Origin of the sequence: Rhizobium sp. M1 (genome assembly GCF_002531805.1) — a bacterium.
In the GTDB taxonomy this organism is placed as follows: domain Bacteria; phylum Pseudomonadota; class Alphaproteobacteria; order Rhizobiales; family Rhizobiaceae; genus Rhizobium; species Rhizobium etli_C.
In genome coordinates this window covers 86,182-105,760 of record NZ_NWSW01000008.1, presented here as the reverse complement: position 1 = coordinate 105,760, position 19,579 = coordinate 86,182, and the positions used below count along the sequence as shown (strand labels likewise).

At 62.4% G+C, this 19,579-nt stretch carries 18 protein-coding genes; 13 read left to right on the top strand and 5 right to left on the bottom strand.

The window, feature by feature from the left end; translation table 11 throughout:
* The first annotated feature begins 82 nt into the window (after nucleotides 1–82).
* From CO655_RS09535 to CO655_RS09520, 4 genes are all read left to right on the top strand, one after another.
* The gene (locus tag CO655_RS09535; protein ID WP_088675663.1) at nucleotides 83–811 is read left to right on the top strand and encodes a FadR/GntR family transcriptional regulator; all 729 of its coding nucleotides are present in this window, start codon (nucleotides 83–85) and stop codon (nucleotides 809–811) included.
* A gap of 276 nt (nucleotides 812–1,087) precedes the next feature.
* A complete protein-coding gene (locus CO655_RS09530; RefSeq protein WP_097664458.1) occupies nucleotides 1,088–2,101 on the top strand; it encodes an ABC transporter substrate-binding protein in 1,014 nt (337 codons plus the stop codon).
* A gap of 95 nt (nucleotides 2,102–2,196) precedes the next feature.
* Nucleotides 2,197–3,015, top strand: coding sequence for an ABC transporter ATP-binding protein (locus CO655_RS09525; protein ID WP_097664456.1), 819 nt, complete (start codon nucleotides 2,197–2,199; stop codon nucleotides 3,013–3,015).
* A gap of 11 nt (nucleotides 3,016–3,026) precedes the next feature.
* Nucleotides 3,027–3,908: an ABC transporter permease gene (locus CO655_RS09520; protein ID WP_097607784.1), complete on the top strand. Its 882-nt coding sequence runs from the start codon at nucleotides 3,027–3,029 to the stop codon at nucleotides 3,906–3,908.
* A 260-nt stretch (nucleotides 3,909–4,168) separates the two neighbouring features.
* On the opposite strand, the gene CO655_RS09515 is transcribed toward CO655_RS09520, so the two are convergent.
* Complete coding sequence (locus CO655_RS09515) at nucleotides 4,169–5,569, bottom strand: sensor histidine kinase (protein WP_097664455.1); 1,401 nt, start codon at nucleotides 5,567–5,569, stop codon at nucleotides 4,169–4,171.
* Nucleotides 5,559–6,227: a response regulator gene (locus CO655_RS09510; protein WP_097664454.1), complete on the bottom strand. Its 669-nt coding sequence runs from the start codon at nucleotides 6,225–6,227 to the stop codon at nucleotides 5,559–5,561. The genes CO655_RS09515 and CO655_RS09510 overlap by 11 nt, the downstream gene beginning before the upstream one ends.
* Nucleotides 6,228–6,432: 205 nt before the next feature.
* Here CO655_RS09510 and CO655_RS09505 point away from each other — a divergent pair, with 205 nt between their 5' ends.
* The gene (locus CO655_RS09505; RefSeq protein WP_010032668.1) at nucleotides 6,433–6,999 is read left to right on the top strand and encodes an isochorismatase family protein; all 567 of its coding nucleotides are present in this window, start codon (nucleotides 6,433–6,435) and stop codon (nucleotides 6,997–6,999) included.
* Entirely contained in the window at nucleotides 6,996–8,006 is a 1,011-nt protein-coding gene (locus CO655_RS09500) for a helix-turn-helix domain-containing protein (protein ID WP_097664453.1), read from the top strand. The genes CO655_RS09505 and CO655_RS09500 overlap by 4 nt, the downstream gene beginning before the upstream one ends.
* On the opposite strand, the gene CO655_RS09495 is transcribed toward CO655_RS09500, so the two are convergent.
* A complete protein-coding gene (locus tag CO655_RS09495; protein WP_097664452.1) occupies nucleotides 8,001–8,849 on the bottom strand; it encodes a carbohydrate-binding protein in 849 nt (282 codons plus the stop codon). The genes CO655_RS09500 and CO655_RS09495 overlap by 6 nt on opposite strands.
* 69 nt (nucleotides 8,850–8,918) lie before the next feature.
* On the bottom strand, nucleotides 8,919–10,712 hold the full coding sequence (locus CO655_RS09490; RefSeq protein WP_097664451.1) for a heparinase II/III family protein: 1,794 nt from the start codon (nucleotides 10,710–10,712) through the stop codon (nucleotides 8,919–8,921).
* Nucleotides 10,713–10,933: 221 nt separating this feature from the next.
* On the opposite strand from CO655_RS09490, the gene CO655_RS09485 reads away from it, so the two are divergent.
* The 7 genes from CO655_RS09485 to CO655_RS09455 all read left to right on the top strand — a co-directional run bounded on the left by CO655_RS09485 (nucleotide 10,934) and on the right by CO655_RS09455 (nucleotide 19,022).
* Nucleotides 10,934–11,914 (top strand): sugar ABC transporter permease, encoded by a 981-nt coding sequence (locus tag CO655_RS09485; protein WP_245423769.1) that lies wholly within the window; start codon nucleotides 10,934–10,936, stop codon nucleotides 11,912–11,914.
* Nucleotides 11,911–12,747 (top strand): carbohydrate ABC transporter permease, encoded by an 837-nt coding sequence (locus tag CO655_RS09480; RefSeq protein ID WP_037145706.1) that lies wholly within the window; start codon nucleotides 11,911–11,913, stop codon nucleotides 12,745–12,747. The genes CO655_RS09485 and CO655_RS09480 overlap by 4 nt, the downstream gene beginning before the upstream one ends.
* A 4-nt stretch (nucleotides 12,748–12,751) precedes the next feature.
* A complete protein-coding gene (locus CO655_RS09475) occupies nucleotides 12,752–13,924 on the top strand; it encodes a glycoside hydrolase family 88 protein (RefSeq protein ID WP_097664450.1) in 1,173 nt (390 codons plus the stop codon).
* Nucleotides 13,925–13,939: 15 nt separating this feature from the next.
* Nucleotides 13,940–15,049, top strand: coding sequence for a sn-glycerol-3-phosphate ABC transporter ATP-binding protein UgpC (gene ugpC, locus CO655_RS09470; protein ID WP_097607792.1), 1,110 nt, complete (start codon nucleotides 13,940–13,942; stop codon nucleotides 15,047–15,049).
* An 18-nt stretch (nucleotides 15,050–15,067) separates the two neighbouring features.
* On the top strand, nucleotides 15,068–15,781 hold the full coding sequence (locus tag CO655_RS09465; protein WP_097664449.1) for a YesL family protein: 714 nt from the start codon (nucleotides 15,068–15,070) through the stop codon (nucleotides 15,779–15,781).
* 35 nt (nucleotides 15,782–15,816) lie between these two features.
* Nucleotides 15,817–17,091 carry a sugar ABC transporter substrate-binding protein gene (locus CO655_RS09460; RefSeq protein WP_097607794.1) on the top strand — a complete coding sequence of 425 codons (1,275 nt, stop codon included), beginning with the start codon at nucleotides 15,817–15,819 and terminating at the stop codon, nucleotides 17,089–17,091.
* A 77-nt stretch (nucleotides 17,092–17,168) separates the two neighbouring features.
* Nucleotides 17,169–19,022: a DUF2264 domain-containing protein gene (locus tag CO655_RS09455; RefSeq protein WP_097664539.1), complete on the top strand. Its 1,854-nt coding sequence runs from the start codon at nucleotides 17,169–17,171 to the stop codon at nucleotides 19,020–19,022.
* A 3-nt stretch (nucleotides 19,023–19,025) separates the two neighbouring features.
* On the opposite strand, the gene CO655_RS09450 is transcribed toward CO655_RS09455, so the two are convergent.
* A complete protein-coding gene (locus CO655_RS09450) occupies nucleotides 19,026–19,535 on the bottom strand; it encodes an HIT domain-containing protein (protein WP_097607795.1) in 510 nt (169 codons plus the stop codon).
* Nucleotides 19,536–19,579: the final 44 nt, after the last annotated feature.

The window sequence follows — 19,579 nt, the reverse complement described above, 5'->3', positions numbered from 1 at the left end:
TGTCATACATGTGTGATGAATCGTAAATTTCGGAGTGCCGCCGGCATCCGGATCAAGGCCGATGCGGGGTGAAGGCGTGGCTATGCAGGGGAAGGATCGCGGCAGGGGCTCGGGGTCGCTGGTCTCACGGGTCGGCGAAAGCCTTCGGCAAGCCATTTTGAGCGGCCAGTATGCCGCCGGCGACAAGCTTCCGAGCGAGCATGAACTGACCGAAACGCACAGCGTCAGCCGAACCGTGGTGCGCGAGGCCGTCGCCGCGCTGCGATCCGACGGGCTGGTCGAGGTGCGCCAGGGTGCCGGGATTTTCGTGATCAGCCCCGACCCGGCGCTGTCGGGCCGGAAGGTCGACAAGGCCCGCGTCGCTTCCGATCTCGAAGTGCTCGAAATCCGGACGCCCGTCGAAATCGAGGCAGCGGGACTTGCCGCGCTCCGCCGCTCGCCGGCGCAGGAAGAGGCGATCTTCGAATGCCACCGGAAAATCCTCCATTGCATCGAGACGGACCAATCCATCCGCGAGGCGGACCTCGAACTCCACGTCGCCATCGCCGAGGCGACGAACAATCCGCTGTTCAAGCACTTTCTGGAATCCCAGGGCTCGGCGATCATCCCGCAGTCGCGGCTCGTCCCGGAAACCCGCACCGCCGAGCAGACCGCCTACCGCAAGCTGATCCATCGCGAACATGAAGCGATCATCGTCGCTATCTCCGACAGGGACGATCAGGCCGCGCGTAACGCCATGCGCGAGCATCTGGTCGGCAGCCAGGCGAGGTATCGCAACCTGCTGAAGGATCTGCGCAGCTTTACCAGCTGAGGGCGGCGGCAAGCGCCGCAAGCTCTTCGGGCATCACGAGGTAATCCTTCATCCAGCCGCAGCAAGCGAATCTGCTGGCCGATTGCGTCACCGCGTCTATTGTGGCGGATACTGCGCAGCCCTTATCCGCATACGGCACGGACGGGCTGTCTACCCGTCTGCAACTGAAAGCTAGTTGAAAGCTTCGGCGTCATAGGAAAGGGCAGCATCGTGGAGGAGACACGGGTCAAAGGTGGCGAGACGACGATGCGGGTAAACCATTAGGAGGAGTTTTCCATGCGTTCTTCACGCAGCCTTTTTCACACCGTCGCTTTTTCCGCGCTGCTGACCGCGGCATCCTTTGCTTCAACAGCTGCCCATGCGGCCGACAAGATCACCATCATGGTCGGCGGCTATGAAAAGCAGATCTATCTGCCCGCCAAGCTCGCCGAATCCCTCGGCTACTTCAAGGACGAGGGTCTCGATGTCGAGCTTCTGAACGAAGCGGCCGGCGTCGATGCCGAAAATCAGCTGCTGGCAGGCGCCGTCCAGGGCGTCGTCGGCTTCTACGACCATTGCGTCGATCTGCAAGCCAAAGGCAAATTCGTCGAATCCATCGTCCAGTTTAGCCAGGCGCCGGGCGAGGTCGAGATGGTCTCGAGCAAACATCCGGAGATCAAGTCGCCGGCCGACTTCAAGGGCAAGAGCCTCGGCGTCACCGGTCTCGGCTCCTCGACCAATTTCCTGACCCTCTTCATGGCCTCCAAGTCTGGTCTGAAGCCCGGCGATGTCGTCACCATTCCCGTCGGCGCCGGCGGCACCTTCATCGCCGCGATGCAGCAGGATCAGATCCAGGCCGGCATGACGACGGAGCCGACGATCTCGCGCATGATCAAGACAGGCGAAGCGAGCGTCCTCGTCGACATGCGGACGGTCGAGGCGACCCGCAAGGCGCTCGGCGGAACCTATCCGGCCGCCTCGCTCTACATGGAAACGTCCTGGGTCGACGAACATAAGGAAGAGGCGCAGAAGCTCGCCAACGCCTTCGTCAAGACGCTGAAATACATCAATACGCATTCCGCCGCCGAAATCGCCGACAAGATGCCGAAGGATTTCTATGTCGGCGACAAGGACGGCTACATCAAGGCTCTCGAAGAGGGCAAGGGCATGTTTACGCCCGATGGCGTCATGCCGGAAGACGGCCCGAAGACGGTGCTCGCCGTGCTGTCGGAATTCTCCAAGAACGTCAAGGGCAAACAGATCGATCTTTCAAAGACCTACACGACGGAATTCGTCAAGAACGTCAAGTAAGTCAGCCGCGCCGCTCCCGGCTCCCAAGCGGGAGCGGCCTCCGATCGATCATGGGCATTGCGTGCGCGCCCTGAAAGCACGCCTCAGGTATCACCATGCAACAGGACAACAGACAGGTCCCGGCGATCGAGCTGATCAATGTCAGCCGCCGCTTCGTCTCGCCGACCGGCAAGTCGCTCACGGCACTGCGGGATTTCAACATGACGGTCGCCCGCGGCGAGTTCGTCGCCGTCGTCGGCCCTACCGGATGCGGCAAGTCGACGACGCTCAACCTCGTGACCGGCCTCGCACGCCCCTCCGCCGGCGAAGTCCGCCTGATGGGCGGGCCGATCACCGGCATCGACCCGCGTGTCGGCTTCGCGTTCCAGACCGACGCGCTCTTTCCCTGGAAGAATGTCATCGACAACGTCATGGCCGGGCCGCTGTTCCGCGGCAAGCCGCGCGCCGAGGCGGAAAAGAGCGCCCGCGACTGGCTGGCGCGCGTCGGCCTCTCGAAGTTTCTGCACCACTATCCGCATCAGCTCTCCGGCGGCATGCGCAAGCGCGTCTCGCTGGCGCAGACCTTCATCAACGAGCCTGAGATCCTGCTGATGGACGAGCCTTTCTCGGCGCTCGACGTGCAGACCCGCACCGTCATGCACGAGGAACTCCTCAAGCTCTGGGCGGAGCGCAAGGCTTCGGTGGTGTTCGTCACCCACGATCTCGAAGAGGCAGTGGCGCTTGCCGACAAGGTCTATGTGCTGACCGCCGGCCCGGCCACGGTCAAGTCGGTCTATACGATCGATCTTCCCCGGCCGCGCATCGTATCGGAGATCCGCTACGAGCAGAGTTTCATCGATTACTGCAAGACGATCTGGGAAGACCTGCGCGAAGAGGTCGAGACCAGCTACCGCCGCGCAAGCGAAGCGGCCTGAGGGAGGATATCATGGCACACATCACGCTCGAGGCCGGTTCGGCCGCTCTCTTTCGCCCGGGCACGTCAGATGCCGAAATCGAAGCCTCCGCGCTGAAGGCGATGCACCGGCGCAACACGCTGGTGCGCTTCTGGCAGATCGCCATCCTGGTCTTCGTCATCGGCATGTGGGAGCTCGCTTCCAACATGCAGTGGATCGACCCGTTCTTCTATTCGAGCCCGAGCGGCGTTCTCGAGCGCCTTTACGAATGGGCGACCGAGGGAACCACCGAAGGCTCGCTCTGGTATAATCTCTGGGTGACGATGGAAGAGGCGCTGATCGGCTTCTTCGCCGGCTCGATCACCGGCGTCTTCGTCGGCATCGGCCTCGGCCGCAACCGTTTCCTGTCGGATATCTTCTCGGTCTACATCAAGGCGATCAACTCGATCCCCCGCGTGGTGCTGGCGCCGATCTTCATCATGATCATGGGTCTCGGCCTGCCGTCCAAGGTGGCGCTCGCCTTCATCATGGTGTTCTTCGTCGTCTTTGCCAACGCCTTCCAGGGCGTGCGCGAGGCAGACCGCAACATGATCGCCAACGCCCGCATCCTCGGCGCTTCGGACTGGCAGGTCACCCGTACGGTGGTCATTCCCTCGGCGATGAGCTGGATCTTCGCGAGCCTGCACGTCTCCTTCGGCTTTGCGATCATCGGCGCCATCGTCGGTGAATTCGTCGGCGCCCGTTTCGGCATCGGCCAGCTGATCTCGATCGCCAAGGGCACATTCGACGCCGCCGGCATGTTCGCGGCAATCCTCCTCGTCATGGTCGTGACACTCGTTGCCGAATACATCATGACGCTGATCGAGAACCGTCTGGCGAAATGGCGCCCGCAGCAGCAGCTCGATACGCAGTAACCAGATCGGCCTCCCTCCCAAGGCAGATCGAAGGGAAGGCCGGGCGCAAAGCCCGGCCTTCGTTTTTTGATGGCAAACTCGGCCAATTTCCCTTTCGTCATGCTCGGCCTTTGCCGAGCATCTGCCTCCGGTCGATAGGGCAGCAGATCCTCGGCACAAGGCTGCACAAGGCCGAGGATGACGCCGGGTAGAGAGCGAGGGGTGCCATAAACCAGTTCCTGGGCGCCAGATCCGGCGCTTTTTATGGAAGCATTTCGCCTTTAAGCAAGCGGAAGCCGCACGGTCACCACCAGACCGCCGCCTTCCGCATCGCTGAGCGACACCGAACCTTCGGCGCCTTCGACCACCTCGCGGACGATCGCAAGCCCGAGGCCACTCCCGTCGCTTTCGGTCCCCATGATCCGGTAGAAGCGTTCAAAGACCTGTTCACGCTCGGCTTCGGGAATGCCTGGCCCGCTGTCCTCCACGGTCACGACGGCGCTTCCGTCAGCCTGTCCGACCGAGACGGTCACTCGTCCATCCGCACCGCTATAGCGGATCGCGTTGTCGATGAGGTTTACCAGCATTTCGCGCAGCATGGTGCCGTCACCTTCGACGATGACGGGGCCGTCCGCTTCCAGGCCGACATCGATATTACGCCTCAGCGCCTCTTCGGCATGCGCTTCCAATATCTCGCGGGCGGCCTTGCTGAGATCGGTCACGTCGCCGCGCGGGCGCCGGCTCCCCGGCTCAGCCCGCGACAAGGTCAGGAGCTGGCCGGCGAGGCGCGAAATCTGCCGGGTGCTGGCGCGAAGCGCCGCCAGCGCCTCGTCGCGACGAGCCGCGTCGCCTTCGCGGGCCGCCACGCTCGCCTGCGTCGAAATCAGTGCCAGCGGCGTTCTGAGCTGATGCGCCGCGTTCGATACGAACCGCCGCTGCGCGGCCATTTGGTTCTGGACGCGCTCCATATGGTCGTTCAGCGCATGGACGAGCGGGCGCAGCTCGCTCTGCACCATCTCCGGCGGCAGCGGATCGAGACGCTTGCGGCCGCGCGCTCGCACCGCGTCCCGCAATCTCAAAGCCGGCGCCAGGCCGCGCTGCAGCCCGAGGATGGTCACCAGGCTCGCCAGGAAGACGAGCACGAACTGCTTCGAAAAATCCGAAAGCCACAGCTGCCTGCGCATCGCATATTGGCTGTTATGCGTCACGGCAACGGTCACGGAGATCGTGCCGTCCTCGGGAAGCCCGACGACGGGATGGTCGAGCATCAGGACGCGCACATCGGCACCGTGGAAGGCGCGATCCTCGCCGACGCGCTGAGCGGCCGGCAGCGGCAGGTCGGGAAAGCCACTCACCAGATTACCCCACACGGTGATGACCTGGTAAAAGACGCGGTCGCCGAACCCCGTATCGAACATCTCGAGCGCTGCGGGCGGCACATCGACCTGGACATTGCCGCCCTCGTCGACGCGCACCGCCTCGGCAATGACACGGGCCGAGGCCAGGAGCGTGCGGTCCGTCACCAATTTCGCCGTCGCATCGGCCGACCAGAAGCTGTCGTAGAGATTGAAGCCGATCGCGCCGAACAGCGTCAGCAGCACCAGGAAAAGCAATTGCACCCTGAGGCTCTGGCTGAGCCGGCCGAAGGCGGCGCCGATCTTGCTGTAGACGCTATTGAACATGTCTGAGGAGATAGCCGAGGCCGCGCAACGTCGCGATCTGCACCGAGCTGGCCTCGAGCTTCTTTCGAAGCCTGTGGACATAGATTTCGATGGCGCTCGGATTCGCCTCGTCGTCGAAACCGAAGACGCTTTCGGAAAGGGCGGCCTTCGAGACCGTATTGCCCAGCTTCATGACCAACTGCTCGAGAACGGCATATTCGCGCGGCGTCAATTGCAGCGGCTCGCCCTCCACGAAGAACTGCCGCGTCCCGCCGGAAAAGCGCAGGTTCCCGACCGTGATCTCGGACGATGCCCGGTCCTGCCCGCGGCGCACCACCGCGCGGATCCTGGCTTCGAGTTCGGCGATTTCGAAGGGTTTGGCGAGATAATCGTCGGCGCCGCTGTCGAGCCCCGCCACGCGGCCGTCCAGGCTTGCATTGGCGGTCAGGATGATGATCGGGAGCTTATTGCCTGATTGTCTCAACCGCTTCAGAAGCGTCAATCCGTCAAGCTTCGGCAACGAAAGGTCGAGGATCATCGCCGAATATTCCGCCACCTTGAGCAGATGTTCCGCGTCTTCGCCGTCATAGGCAATGTCGATCGTATATTGCGCCTGCCGCAGGGCTTTGCCCAGCCAGGCCGCCAGATCCTTGTTGTCCTCCACCACAAGCAGTCGCATCCGATCCCCTTAGCACGTGCGGAGGGGCTCGCGGAAGCGCGCGCATGGGAGGCCGGCTACATTCGACATCGCCTGCCGCTCCGAGTATCAGAGCGTCATCAGCCGTCATTGGCGCGAAGTGTCCTCTATTTGTCCGGCGCGTGCATTTTCCTCTGTCCTTGGATCGCCGAATATGGCTTCATGATCAACATCCACGGAGCAAGAAATGTCCGACCATGAAACCATCCTTCTCGTCATCGACGCTCAGGAGTCCTTCCGGCAGCGCGATTGTTGGGATGAAAGCCTCGCATCCGCCTATATCGATCGCCAGCAGGCTCTGATCGACGGCGCGGTGGCCAAAGGAATACCCGTCATCCAGATCTTCCATGTCGATGGAAGCGGGCCGTTTTCGGAAAGCTCGGGCTTTGTCAAAACGCTCGCCCCGCTCAGGATCGCCGCCGACGCGACCTTCAGGAAGAGCCGTCACAGCGCTCTCGTCGGCTCCGGGCTCGACGTCTGGCTGATCGAGAATGGCGTGCGTCGCATCATCGTCTCAGGCATCCGCACCGAACAATGCTGCGAGACCACCACCCGCCACGCATCGGATCTCGGCTATCAGGTCGATTATGTCGGCGAATCGACCCTCACCTTCCCGATGACCGACGCGGCGGGACGCACCTGGAGCGCTGGAGAAATCCGGGGCCGCACGGAACTGGTCCTGTCGGGCCGTTTCGCCAGGATCGCCACCGTCGAACAGGCGTTGGCAGGGCGCGCAGAGCTGCTCGCCGCATGACGGACGCCGCGCAGCCCTTCGATATCCCCGTCTTCGTCGTCGTGCCGCCGCGCGTGCTGCTGCTCGACGTCGCCGGCCCGATCGAAGTGCTGCGCAAGGCGAACCTCGAACAGCGGACGGTGCGCTTCAGCGTCACCTATATCGGCCCTTCGGCAACGGTCGGCAGCTCGATCGGCCTTGCCGTCACCGGTGTCGCCGCCCTGCCGGAGCGCTTGCCGGATCAGGCGCTCGTCGTCATCGCCGGCAGCGCCGACGCGCCCATGGAGAACAACCGTCCCTGGAACGAGCAGGAGCGCGCCGCGCAGGCTGCCATCGTCGCTTGGCTGAAGCGCGCCATCCGCCCGGGGATTCGGCTGGTCTCGATCTGCTCCGGCGCCCTGCTCGCCGCCGAGGCCGGAATGCTCGACGGCCGCGAATGCACCACCCATCACGGCTGCATGGAGGACCTCGCCAGACTCGCGCCCACCGCGCGCATCCGGGACAACCGGCTCTATGTCGAGGACGGCGAGCGTCTCACCAGCGCCGGCATCACCGCCGGCATTGATCTCATGCTGTATATCGTCGCCGAAGCGGCGGGACATGCCTGCGCGCTTGCGGTGGCGCGATATCTTGTCGTCTATCTCAGGCGCGGCGGCTCGGACCCGCAGCTTTCGCCCTGGCTCGAAGGCCGCAACCATATCCATCCGGTCATTCACCGTGCACAGGATGCGGTTGCCGCCGATCCCACGCGCGACTGGTCGGTTGCCTCGCTTGCGCGTCTCAGCGGCGCCAGCCCGCGGAACCTCTCGCGGCTGTTCAACGAGCAGGCCGGCATGAGCGTCACGGATTTCGTCAACCGCATGCGCGTGGCTCTCGCCCGCGAAATGCTCGCCGGCTCTCGGCTGGATATGGAGGCCGTGGCGATGCGCTCAGGCTTCGGCTCTGCCCGACAGTTGCGCCGAGCATGGAATCGGCTGCACGAGAGCCCGCCGAGCGCGGCACGGCCGAGGCCGACGTTCGGTTCATAGAGGAAGAGAAAGGGCGGCAGGCCCGGCCTCGTCTTCGGCAGCAACGGCTGCAACGCCGAGCGCCTCCGTCCCCCAGATTTCGATCTGCGTCAGTGCAGGAAAGGGCGAGCCGTCCTCGGCCTTGATAAGCCCGTGCAGTTCCACCCATTCGACAGTGCAGGGCTCGATGGAAAAACGCTGCGCCGTGCCGGATTTCACCAGCGGAAAGGAGGAGGTTCTGCCGTCCGAGAAGGTGACGCTGGCCTCTTCCCACCAGGAATCATGCGGGAAATCGGCGCGGAGGTAGAAGACGATCTCGTCGATCCGCACCGGCCGACCGAACTCCACGGTCAGCGCGGCTTCGGGATCGCGATTGATGCCCCAGCTGGTGTAAGGCCAGAATCCATGATTGTCGTTGGCCTTTTCGCCGTCGATCGCGTTGCGCGCGGCAAAGACCGCTTCGCCGCGGGTCTCGACATTAGCGCGCGCATGCGGGAAGAGCGCCCGATTAGCATGATCGTCCCAGGGATTTAGAGCGAGATTGCGCCGCTGGGCGAGTTCGTCGGGCCGCGCCTTTCTTGCCGAAAGCCGGTGAATATCGCCCTTGAAGGCATTCGGCGAATAAGACTTGCGCTTATCGCCGAAAGGCACGGCGAGCGAGTAGGCGCTTTCCCTGATGTAGACCAAAGCGGAGTGGATTGCGCTGTCCAAAGCGAGAAAGAGATGTCCGGGTTCGGAAGCCTCGACGACGACACAGTCGCCCTCGCGATAGTCCTGGCGATAGACCAGGAAGGTCTCGTCCCGCGCTGTGGAACTTGCCCGCACGAATCCATCGGCATCCACGATCTTCAGCGTCAATTCCATGCTCGACCTCCTCAGAGCATGATGCCGAAAAGTGTAAGCGGTTTTCGGACAACATCATGCTCTAACTTTTTAATTTATCTGCAATTTCAGTCGCTTCCCGGCGAGCGGCAGACGCAGCCGGTAGAGCTTCTCGGGCCAGGCCGATCTCAGCCTGGCATCATTCACCTCGATCTCGTCGATTTCGATTTCGCCGGCGCCGTCGACAGAAATGCTGCCGAGATCGGGTAGATCGATCCTGTTTTTGGTGATAACAGGCGCGAGGCACGTCATCAGCGACAACACCACCGGCCGGTCGCCGTCATGGGTATCGACGATCTCCACGTGCCGGTCCCGATGCAGGGCGACCACGCGTCGATAGCTGCGCAGCTCCGCCTCCTCGGGATAGGCGCCTGCAATATCGAGGGATATGCGCGCGCTCGCCTCGGCGAATTCGACCTCGACATCCCTTGCGCCGAAGGCTTCGCCGGCGGACTGCATGACACCTGAGAAAGTCGGCAGGTTGTGATAGGCCGACTGCATCGTCCAGATCTCGTAACGCCGCGGCGAGAAGGTCTTGGCGGCATAGGTCTCGACGCCGACATCGATCAGGAACGGACGTCCGTTCTTGTAGAGCGTCACGCTGCCGACATCGTTGTGATTGTGGCCCTCGCCGTTGTTGCCGCCCTTGACCGCCAGCGAAAACTGCTCGTCGCGGGCGACGAACAGGCCGATGCCGGGATAGAAGATATCCCGCCCGGACGCGGCATTCGGCTCGGCCTTCGGAATTGCCGGCCCGGTCAGCAATTCCTGCACGCGATACCAGAGGTTCCATTCCCCCGGCAGGTGCGGGCTCTCGGCGTCAGTCCGGTCGGCCGCGGCGAAGGCCGCCAGCATTTCGGAGCCGACCGCCTTGCCGAACAGATATTCGCGCGCGCTGCAGGGTTCGACCACTGCGGAGGAATCCGCGAAGTTGAAATAATGGCGGCCGGCCACATGCATATGAGCGATATATTCGGCCATGTTGCGGATCTTCGGCTGCCGCCAGATCCCGTCGAACAGGCCGGGCGCGACGCTATCGAGCACGGTCAGCGCGCCGTGCAGGCAGAGAGCGGCGTGGCGGTAATAGACCACGCCTTCCTCGCAGGCGCCGTCCTCGGCATAGTCCTTCAGGAAAGCATCGAGGCTGCCGAGCGCCCTTTCGATGACGGCGCGGCGCGTCGGCTGATCGGTCTTCAGCGAGAAGGTGGTCAACAGGATGTTCTGGGTTATCCAGGCGGTCCAGTTGTTCATCCGCTCGTCGCCGCTGCCCATCCACCAGAAATGCCGGCCGAGATAGGGCGTCAGGATGCGGGCCTCGATCTCGCGTTTCACCCGCGCCGCAATTTCAGGGCTGATGCCGTCGAGCGCATCGCCGAGCAAGGCGACGATCGTTGTCAGAAGGGCTGACGTTTCGGCGGCGAAGAGATCGACCACCGGCTGCGAAGTATCAGGCAGCGGCAGACGAGGACCGCCGCGCCCATAGGCATTATGCGCCGGAAGCTGCCAGCCGCTTTCCTCCGCGATCAGGAAGACGCCGTCGACAATCCTGGGCAGGAACCGCCCGCCCCCTTCGACGAGTTCACCCAGCACCAGATCGTTGAGCATCCGCCGCCGCGTGAAATAAAGCTCCTCGAATCGCGAGCGATTGCCGGTCGCCGTATATTCCCGGTAATCCGAGGCCGTGATCAAAGACCATGCGCGCGCAAGCGCGGCCTCGGCGTCGCGGACGACCACGTCCCGCACGGCCTGCGGCACCGCGCTCCATCTTTCGCGATCGGCGTAGACGGCTCCCGGCATGAAATCGCCGAGGATGTCCGGCAACGCGCCTGAAATCTCGCTGAACATGTCCCTCCCCGCACTGGAAAAGTATCGACGGGCGTCTGGCCTTCACCCCACCTATCATATGTTTTCGGCACTTGCCATAAAATTTGTATGATCTATTCAGAACTTGTTTGACCAATACCGGAGATGTGCTATGTCCTTGGCAGGAGGAAGAACAGCGGCACCCATCCGCCCGAACGGCTCTGGATTTAGGCTAGAGAAGCCCAGAAGCCGCCAGCTGCAGAATGCCCGACCAGGAGGAAGCATCGGTGTCCATATCGAATTCGGTCATCGCGACGGATGGCGCCCCGGCAACCCCACGCCGGAAGGTCGCGGTTCTGTCCAAGCGCCAGCGCAAGATCCGCAGTGCGCTGGTCGCCTATTCCTTCATCGCGCCGAATTTCATCGGATTCGCAGTCTTCACGCTCGGGCCGATCCTCTTCGCCTTCGCGCTTGCCTTCATGCATTGGGACGGCTCGAATGCGATCACATTCGCGGGGCTCGACAATTTCTGGCGGCTGTTCGACGATAAGGCCTTCGTCGCCGCCTTCTGGAACACCATCATCTATACGGTCGCTTCGGTGCCGGCGACGCTGCTCTGCGCGCTCGGCCTCGCCGTCCTCCTCAACCAGAAGATCGCCGGGCGCAATTTCTTCCGCACGGCGATGTTCTTCCCCTATGTCGCCTCGCTGGTCGCCGTCGCCGTCGTCTGGAACATGATCTTCAACCCCGAGATGGGGCCGGTGAACATGATCCTCTACACGCTCGGCCTCGACCCCAAAAACATGCCGGGATGGGCGGCCGACCGCCATTGGGCGATGGTGACGGTGATCCTGTTCGGCATCTGGAAGAACATGGGCTATTACATGGTCATCTACCTGGCCGGGCTGCAGGGCATCAATTCCGAACTCTACGAGGCCGCCGATCTCGACGGCGCCAATTCCTGGCAGAAATTCATCCATGTCACCGTGCCGCAGCTCGGACCGACCACTTTCTTCGTCACCGTCATGTTGACGATCCAGTCCTTCAAGGTGTTCGACCAGATCTTCATGATCACCCAGGGCGGCCCCGGCACTTCGACGCTCGTGCTCGTCTACCACATCTATAACGAGGCCTTCATTTCCTGGGATCTCGGCTATTCCAGCATGATTTCGCTGGTGCTGTTCTTCCTCGTGCTCGCGGTCACGGTCTTCCAGTTCCGCCGCCAGAGGGAGGACGAGGCATGAGGATCGCCGGACGCAAGATCACCGTCAAAACGGTCCTCCTCTATGCGATCGTCATCACGGTGACGGTTGTCATGCTGATGCCCTTCGCCTGGATGCTCTCGGCATCGCTGAAGCTCAGCCGCGACGTTTTCGCCTTCCCGATCGAATGGATACCGTCGCAGCCGCAATGGCAGAACTACGTCGATATCTGGACGAAGATCCCGCTTGCGCTCTTCATCTACAACACCTCGAAACTGACGATCATCGTCACGCTGCTGCAGCTTCTGACGTCGAGCTTTGCCGCCTACGCCTTCGCCAAGCTCAATTTCCCCTACAAAAACACGCTGTTCCTCGGCTATATCGCCACCATCGCCATGCCCTGGCAGGTCTATATGGTGCCGCAATTCCTGCTGATGCGCGAATTCGGCCTCAACAACACGCATCTGGCGCTGATCTGCCTGCAGGCCTTCACCGCCTTCGGCGTTTTCCTGATGCGGCAATTCTACATGTCGATCCCGACCGAGCTCTGCGAGGCGGCACGCATCGACGGCATGAACGAATATCAGATCTGGGCGCGCATCATGCTGCCGCTCTCCAAGCCCGCCCTCTCGACACTGACGATCTTTACCTTCGTCAGCACGTGGAACGATTTCCTCGGGCCAATGATCTATCTCACCAAGACAGAGCTGAAGACCGTCCAGATCGGCCTGCGCATGTTCATCTCGCAGTATTCGGCCGAGTATGGGCTGATCATGGCGGCCTCCGTCGTCGCCCTCGTTCCCGTTCTCATCGTCTTCCTCGCTCTGCAGCGCTTCTTTGTCGAGGGCATCGCCTCGACGGGACTGAAGGGGTAAAGCCATGAATGCCGTTTCAACAGTCGCCCCGCAGCCGATCACCGACAAGGAAGTGAACGCCGCGCTCGATCTCGCCGTCGCGCAGGTCAGGCGCAACCTTCCTCAGTTTACTTACGCTGCGCAGAACCATTCGAGCGTCAACAATGTCTATCCCGCCGTTGCCAACGACCAGTGGACGGCCGGCTTCTGGCCGGGGGAGCTCTGGCTCGCCTTCGAGCATAGCAGCGATCCCATTTTCCGGCATGCCGCGCAGATCCAGGTCCAGTCCTTCCTGCATCGGATCGTCAACCACATCGAGACCGATCATCACGACATGGGCTTCCTGTATTCGCCCTCCTGCATCGCCGCCTGGAAACTCGTCGGCGACGAGGACGGCCGCAAGGCCGCGATCCTGGCCGCCGACCAGCTGATCGAGCGCTTTCAGCCGATCGGCCAGTTCATCCAGGCCTGGGGCCGCAAGGGCAGACCGGAAGAATACCGCTACATCATCGACTGCCTGCTGAACCTGCCGCTTCTCTATTGGGCCAGCAGCGAGACGGGCGACCCAAAATACCGCGAGATCGCGCTCACACATGCCCGCACCACGCTCGCCCATTCGGTGCGGCCGGACGATTCCACCTATCACACCTTCTACATGGACCCGGTCACCGGCGCACCGGTGCGCGGCGCCACCAAGCAGGGCTACCAGGACGACAGTTTCTGGGCGCGCGGGCAGGCCTGGGGCATCGCGGGCATGGCGCTCTCCTACCGCTATGAGCGGATCGAGGAATACCGCCAGACCTTCGACCGGCTGCTTGCCTTCTATCTCAACCGGCTGCCGGCCGACATGGTGCCCTATTGGGATCTCGTCTTTTCCGATGGCGACGGCGAGCCGCGCGACAGCTCGTCCGCTTCGATCACCGCCTGCGGCCTGCTTGAGATAGCCGATCTCGTCGATGCCGATACCGCCGCGCGCTACCGCATGCTGGCGCGGCGCATGGTGAAGAGCCTTGCCGATCACTATGCGGTCAAGGATCCCGCCGTCTCCAACGGACTGGTGCTGCACGCCACCTATTCGAAGAAATCGCCCTTCAACACCTGCCGCGGCGAGGGCGTCGATGAGTGCGTCTCCTGGGGAGATTATTATTACATGGAAGCTTTGACGCGCCTTTCGCGCCGCTGGTCTTCCTATTGGTGACGTCAGGAGAACCCGATGGCCAGCATTTCGCTTAAAGAGCTGAACAAATCCTACGGCGCGCTCACCGTCGTCCACGATATCGATCTTGAGATCGCCGATAAGGAATTCATCATCCTGGTCGGCCCCTCCGGCTGCGGCAAATCCACGACGCTCAGGATGATCGCCGGGCTTGAGGAGATTTCCGGCGGCGAACTCCGGATCGGCGGCGACGTCATGAACGACGTCCCCTCCAAGGACCGCGACATCGCCATGGTCTTCCAGAACTATGCGCTCTACCCGCATATGACCGTCTACAAGAACATGGCCTTCGGCCTGCAGCTGCGCAAAGTCTCGCGCGATTTCATCGATAAGCAGGTGCAGGATGCCGCCAAGATCCTCGACATCACCCATCTCCTGAACCGCAAGCCGAAAGCGCTTTCGGGCGGGCAGCGCCAGCGCGTCGCGCTCGGCCGCGCCATGGTGCGCAACCCGGCCGTCTTCCTGCTCGACGAGCCGCTGTCCAATCTCGACGCCAAGCTGCGCGGCACGATGCGCTCAGAAATCACCAAGCTGCACAAGCGCCTCAACGCCACCTTCATCTACGTCACTCACGATCAGGTGGAAGCCATGACGATGGCCGACCGCATCGTCGTCATGAAGGACGGCCATATCCAGCAGGTCGACACGCCGCAGAACCTTTACGACCGCCCCGTCAACATGTTCGTCGCCGGCTTCATCGGCGCGCCGCAGATGAACATGCTGCCCTCGACCATTCAGCGCCGGGGTGACGGCTACGTCGCCATCTTCGACGGCCGCGAATTGCCGCTGCCTGCGCATTTCGACAAGAGCAGGATCGCTCCCTACGAGGGCCGCGAACTGGTGCTCGGCATCCGCCCGGAAAACTTCCACGAACTGCCGCCGGCCGACATTCCGGCCGAGAACCTGGCCCCTGTGAAGGCGGTGGTGGAACTTGCCGAGCCGATGGGCTCGGAAGTGCATCTGAACATGGTGGCCGGCGGGCGCAATCTCATCGCGCGCGTATCGCCGCGCTTCCGGCCCGATATCGGCGAGGAGGCGACGCTGGTCGCCGACATGAGCAATGCGCAGCTGTTCGACAAGGAAACCGAACGATCGATTCTCTACTGAGCGCCTGGGGAGACGGCCATGCAGTGGTTGCGGGACATGTGGACGAAAGAGGGGCCGGGCATTCCGAAGGATGCGCCTGCGAAGACCGGCCTTGCCCTGTTCGCCGATATCCTCGCCCGCGAATGGTGGGAGATGGTCAAGCTCAACATTCTGTTCATCCTGGCCTCGCTCTTCGTGGTGACGCTGCCGGCAGCACTCGCCGCCATGGCCCGCGTCTCGGTCGCCTTCGTCGAAGATCGCAACACCTATCTCCTGCGTGACTACACCGAAGCATTCCTGCGCTATTTCTGGCGCGCCACCGCCTGGGGCCTGGCATTGGCAGGCGCGCTTGCGATCGGCGTCCATGCGATTGTCACCTATGCCGCCGGCGCGCGTGACAATCTGATGCTCGCCGCACCGCTGGCGGTCGCGCTTGTTGCCACCGCCTTCCTTGCGGTCACCGCCTGCCATCTCATCGTGCTGATGGTGATGCGCGACCTGCCGGTGCCGCGGCTCCTTCGCCTCGCCGCGCTCGCCTCCGTCGCCCGCCCGCTCCCGGCGCTTGCCGCGCTCGCCGTCAACGCCGCCCTGTGGCTGGCGCACATCCTCTTCTATCCGGTTTCCGTGTTCATGCCGGCGACCTTGAATTTTTCACTCGGAATGTTCGCCGTCGCATTCGGCGTCCATCGGGCAGTGGTGTTGGTTCTGGACCTGCCAGAGGCAATGCGGCCGCACCGACACTTCATAAAATAACTGATCCAGAGACGATCCAGGGAAGGAGAACAGGAATGTATTTGGACAAATTCGGGAGGACGGTGAAACTTGCCGTGGCAGGTTTCACTCTGGCCGCGACGACAGCCGGCGCAGCACTTGCTCAGGACGCCGTGACGCTCAAATGGGCTTTGTGGGACTGGGACAAGACCGCCTATTACAAGCCGCTGATCGAGGCCTATCAGGCTAAGCATCCGAACGTGAAGTTCGAGCCGATGGATCTCGGCTCGCAGGACTACCAGCAGATGATTTCGACCCAGCTGACCGGCGGCTCGAAAGATATCGACATCGTCACCATCAAGGACGTGCCGGGCTATACCAATCTGGTGCGCGCCGGCAACATCGCCGATCTCAGCGGCTTCGTGAAGGATCAGAAGATCGATCCGGCGCCTTATGGCGGCCTGATCGAAGAGCTGACCATCGACGGCAAGATCTATTCGCTGCCGTTCCGCTCCGACTTCTGGATCGTTTATTACAACAAGGACATCTTCGACAAAGCCGGCGTCCCCTACCCCACCAACGACATGACCTGGGCGCAGTTCGACGAGACCGCCGAGAAGCTCGCAGGCGGCATGGGCACCAACAAGACCTATGGCGCGCTGCTGCACACCTGGCGTTCGACCGTCCAGCTGCCCGGCATCCTCGACGGAAAACATACGCTTGTTGATGGCGACTACGCCTTCCTGAAGCCCTGGTACGAGCGCGCGCTCACCCTGCAGAAGGATGGCGCCATTCCCTCCTATGCCTTCCTGAAGACATCGAATACGCATTATTCGGCGCTCTTCTTCAACGGCACGATCGGCATGCTGCCGATGGGCACCTGGTTCGTCGGCACCCAGATCGCCAAGGTCAAGTCGGGTGAATCGAAGAGCAAGAACTGGGGCATCGTGAAGTTCCCGCATCCCGACGGTGTGGCCGCCGGCACGACGGCTGCGCAGATCTCGGGGCTGGCTGTTAACGCCAATTCCGCCCACAAGGATGCCGCGCTCGATTTCATCAAGTTCGTCACCGGCCCGGAGGGCGCGGCCGTCATCGCGGCGACCGGCACCTTCCCGGCGCTGAAGACCGCCGATGTCAGCGCAAAAATCGCCTCGACGCCCGGTTTCCCGCAGGATGAGGCCAGCAAGGAAGCGCTGATACCGGCCAAAGCCTATCTGGAAATGGCCGTCAATCCGAACGCCGCGAAGATCGAGGTTGTGCTCAACCGCGCCCATGACGCGATCATGACCGACAACACCTCCGTCGATGACGGTCTGAAGGAGATGACTGAAGGCGTGAAAGCCATCAAGTAGCCTCACAAGATACCGACGGCCGCGGGTCAACATCGGCCCCGCGGCCGAATCTGTTTTTACGAAATTCCGAGTTGATGATGATCTACGATCCTGCGCGGGCCAATCCGCTTTCCGGCAATCCCCTGAAGACGCGCGACGATCTGGCAAAGGCCGTCATCGACCTCTTCAAACCGCTCCTGCCCTATTTCTCCGAAGGCGGCGCCCGTGTGCGCCTGGGCGCTGCTGGCGCGATCTTCGACCGGGCGGCAGCGGATCTGGAGGGATTTGCACGACCGCTCTGGGGCATCGTTCCGCTCGCCGCCGGCGGCGGCCATTTTCCGCATTGGGATCTCTATCGGCAGGGGCTCGCAAACGGCACCAATCCCGCCCATCCCGAATATTGGGGTGATCTCGCCGATCGCAACCAGCGGCTGGTCGAGCTTGCCGCCGTCGGCTTTGCGCTGGCGCTGGTGCCCGAACATATCTGGGAGCCGCTTGCTGACAACGAGAAGAAGACGGTCTCCGCCTATCTTGTCGCCGCGCGGAACCTGGAATTTATCGACAACAACTGGAAATTCTTCCGCGTCCTCATCGATCTCGGGCTGGAGCGTGTCGGCGTGGCGTTCGACCACGGCAAAACCGTCGCCTATCTCGACGAACTGGAAGCCTTCGATCTCGGCGACGGCTGGTATCGCGACGGGCCGGTCCGGCGGGTCGATCACTACATCCCCTTCGCCATGCATTTCTACGGCCTGATCCACACCGTGCTGGCGCCCGGCGACAAGGCGCGCAAGCAGCGCTTCCGCCATCGCGCCGAAATCTTCGCCCGGGATATCCGCCACTGGTTCGGCCCCGATGGCGCTGCCCTTGCCTTCGGCCGCAGCCAGACCTACCGCTTCGCCGCCGGCGGCTTCTGGGGCGCGCTTGCCTTTGCCGGCCTCGAAGCACTGCCCTGGGCGGAGATCAAGGGCTATTACATGCGCCATATCCGTTGGTGGTCGGCGCTGCCGATCGCCGATCGCGATGGCGTTCTCTCCATCGGCTACGGCTACCCGAACCTTCTGATGAGCGAGAGCTATAACTCTCCCGGCTCGCCTTATTGGGCGCTGAAATTCTTCCTGCCGCTCGCCCTTCCCCACGATCACCCCTTCTGGGCCGCCGAAGAAGCGCCGCAGCCGGAATTCTCAGAGCCGGTGGCTTTGAAGCCGGCCGGCATGGTCGCCATGCATACGCCGGGAAATGTCGTCGTGCTCTCCTCCGGCCAGCAGCACGACAAGATGCGCGGTGCAAACGAGAAATATTCGAAATTCGCCTACTCCACCCGCTATGCCTTCAACATCGAGGCCGACGACCGGAACTTTGCCGCCGCCAGCTTCGACGGCATGCTCGGCCTCTCCGACGACGGCGTTCATTTCCGCATGCGCGAAACCCTCGAAGAAGCGCTGATAGCGGGCGACCGGCTCTATTCGCGCTGGCGCCCCTGGAATGATGTCGCCATCGAGACTTGGCTCATCCCCGCAAACCCCTGGCACATCCGCATTCACCGCATAACCACACCGCGGGCGCTGAGCACCATCGAAGGCGGCTTTGCGATCGAACGTGCCGATTTTAATGCCGACCGGTCCGATGCAAGGGAAGGCAGCGCCGTCTGGTACGGCCAGACCGACGTCAGCGCGATCATCGATCTGTCGCCGTCCCCCCGCGTCGGGCATGCGATGAGCTCGATACCAAACACCAACCTCATTTATGCCAAGACAGTGCTGCCGCAGCTGCGCGGCGAAATCGCCCCGGGGACCACACTACTCGCAACCACAGCGATGGCCTTGCCGATCGGCGAGAATTGGGCGATGGCGCTGAGCAATCCGCCGGCTCAACCGGAGTTAGACGAGCTGGAGCGGCGCTTCCGCGAGAACGGCGAACGCGTACCGGCCTTTGCCCTCCCCGCGGCGTGAGGCCTAACGGCGATCAGACAGCTCCGAACGATACGCAGCAACGATCCGCTGGGCTAACTCCGCCATTTGATCGTCCGGCATCTGCAAAACGCCGTGTTCTGCCATCAGCGCGTGGTATTGCTGCCTCTCGAGAGGTACGCCCGGCGGCAAGGGAACGACGTGAAAATGCAAATGGCTGTTAGCCTGCTGGCTGCCGAGTGAAAGGACGTAAATTCGCTCGGCGTCGAACACGCTTTTAAGGGCGCGAGACAGAACGTGCACCTTCTCCTGCAGCCGAAGATATTCATCTGTCGACATATCCCGCGCCAGATCCTCGCGATGCTCCCTCGGACAGACAAGGCAGTAACCGGGCAGGGTCGGATATTTACTCAGGAAGATGATCGTCTCTTCGTCTTCGAAAATGCGATGATGAAAGAAAGCGGGATCACCCTTGACCAGGCCGCAGATAAAGCACGGCCTGATTGCAATGTCCCGCAGATAGGTCTCGAGATCAAATGGGTGCCGGTCGTTCATCTTGGACCCCCTCTCCCGCACGGTAAGCGATAGGCAATGCAGTC

Coding starts and splice junctions, on each gene's coding strand:
- CO655_RS09535 (WP_088675663.1), top strand. CDS start 83: ATGCAGGGGAAGGATCGCGGCAGGGGCTCGGGGTCGCTGGTCTCACGG.
- CO655_RS09530 (WP_097664458.1), top strand. CDS start 1,088: ATGCGTTCTTCACGCAGCCTTTTTCACACCGTCGCTTTTTCCGCGCTG.
- CO655_RS09525 (WP_097664456.1), top strand. CDS start 2,197: ATGCAACAGGACAACAGACAGGTCCCGGCGATCGAGCTGATCAATGTC.
- CO655_RS09520 (WP_097607784.1), top strand. CDS start 3,027: ATGGCACACATCACGCTCGAGGCCGGTTCGGCCGCTCTCTTTCGCCCG.
- CO655_RS09515 (WP_097664455.1), bottom strand. CDS start 5,569: ATGTTCAATAGCGTCTACAGCAAGATCGGCGCCGCCTTCGGCCGGCTC.
- CO655_RS09510 (WP_097664454.1), bottom strand. CDS start 6,227: ATGCGACTGCTTGTGGTGGAGGACAACAAGGATCTGGCGGCCTGGCTG.
- CO655_RS09505 (WP_010032668.1), top strand. CDS start 6,433: ATGTCCGACCATGAAACCATCCTTCTCGTCATCGACGCTCAGGAGTCC.
- CO655_RS09500 (WP_097664453.1), top strand. CDS start 6,996: ATGACGGACGCCGCGCAGCCCTTCGATATCCCCGTCTTCGTCGTCGTG.
- CO655_RS09495 (WP_097664452.1), bottom strand. CDS start 8,849: ATGGAATTGACGCTGAAGATCGTGGATGCCGATGGATTCGTGCGGGCA.
- CO655_RS09490 (WP_097664451.1), bottom strand. CDS start 10,712: ATGTTCAGCGAGATTTCAGGCGCGTTGCCGGACATCCTCGGCGATTTC.
- CO655_RS09485 (WP_245423769.1), top strand. CDS start 10,934: ATGCCCGACCAGGAGGAAGCATCGGTGTCCATATCGAATTCGGTCATC.
- CO655_RS09480 (WP_037145706.1), top strand. CDS start 11,911: ATGAGGATCGCCGGACGCAAGATCACCGTCAAAACGGTCCTCCTCTAT.
- CO655_RS09475 (WP_097664450.1), top strand. CDS start 12,752: ATGAATGCCGTTTCAACAGTCGCCCCGCAGCCGATCACCGACAAGGAA.
- ugpC (WP_097607792.1), top strand. CDS start 13,940: ATGGCCAGCATTTCGCTTAAAGAGCTGAACAAATCCTACGGCGCGCTC.
- CO655_RS09465 (WP_097664449.1), top strand. CDS start 15,068: ATGCAGTGGTTGCGGGACATGTGGACGAAAGAGGGGCCGGGCATTCCG.
- CO655_RS09460 (WP_097607794.1), top strand. CDS start 15,817: ATGTATTTGGACAAATTCGGGAGGACGGTGAAACTTGCCGTGGCAGGT.
- CO655_RS09455 (WP_097664539.1), top strand. CDS start 17,169: ATGATCTACGATCCTGCGCGGGCCAATCCGCTTTCCGGCAATCCCCTG.
- CO655_RS09450 (WP_097607795.1), bottom strand. CDS start 19,535: ATGAACGACCGGCACCCATTTGATCTCGAGACCTATCTGCGGGACATT.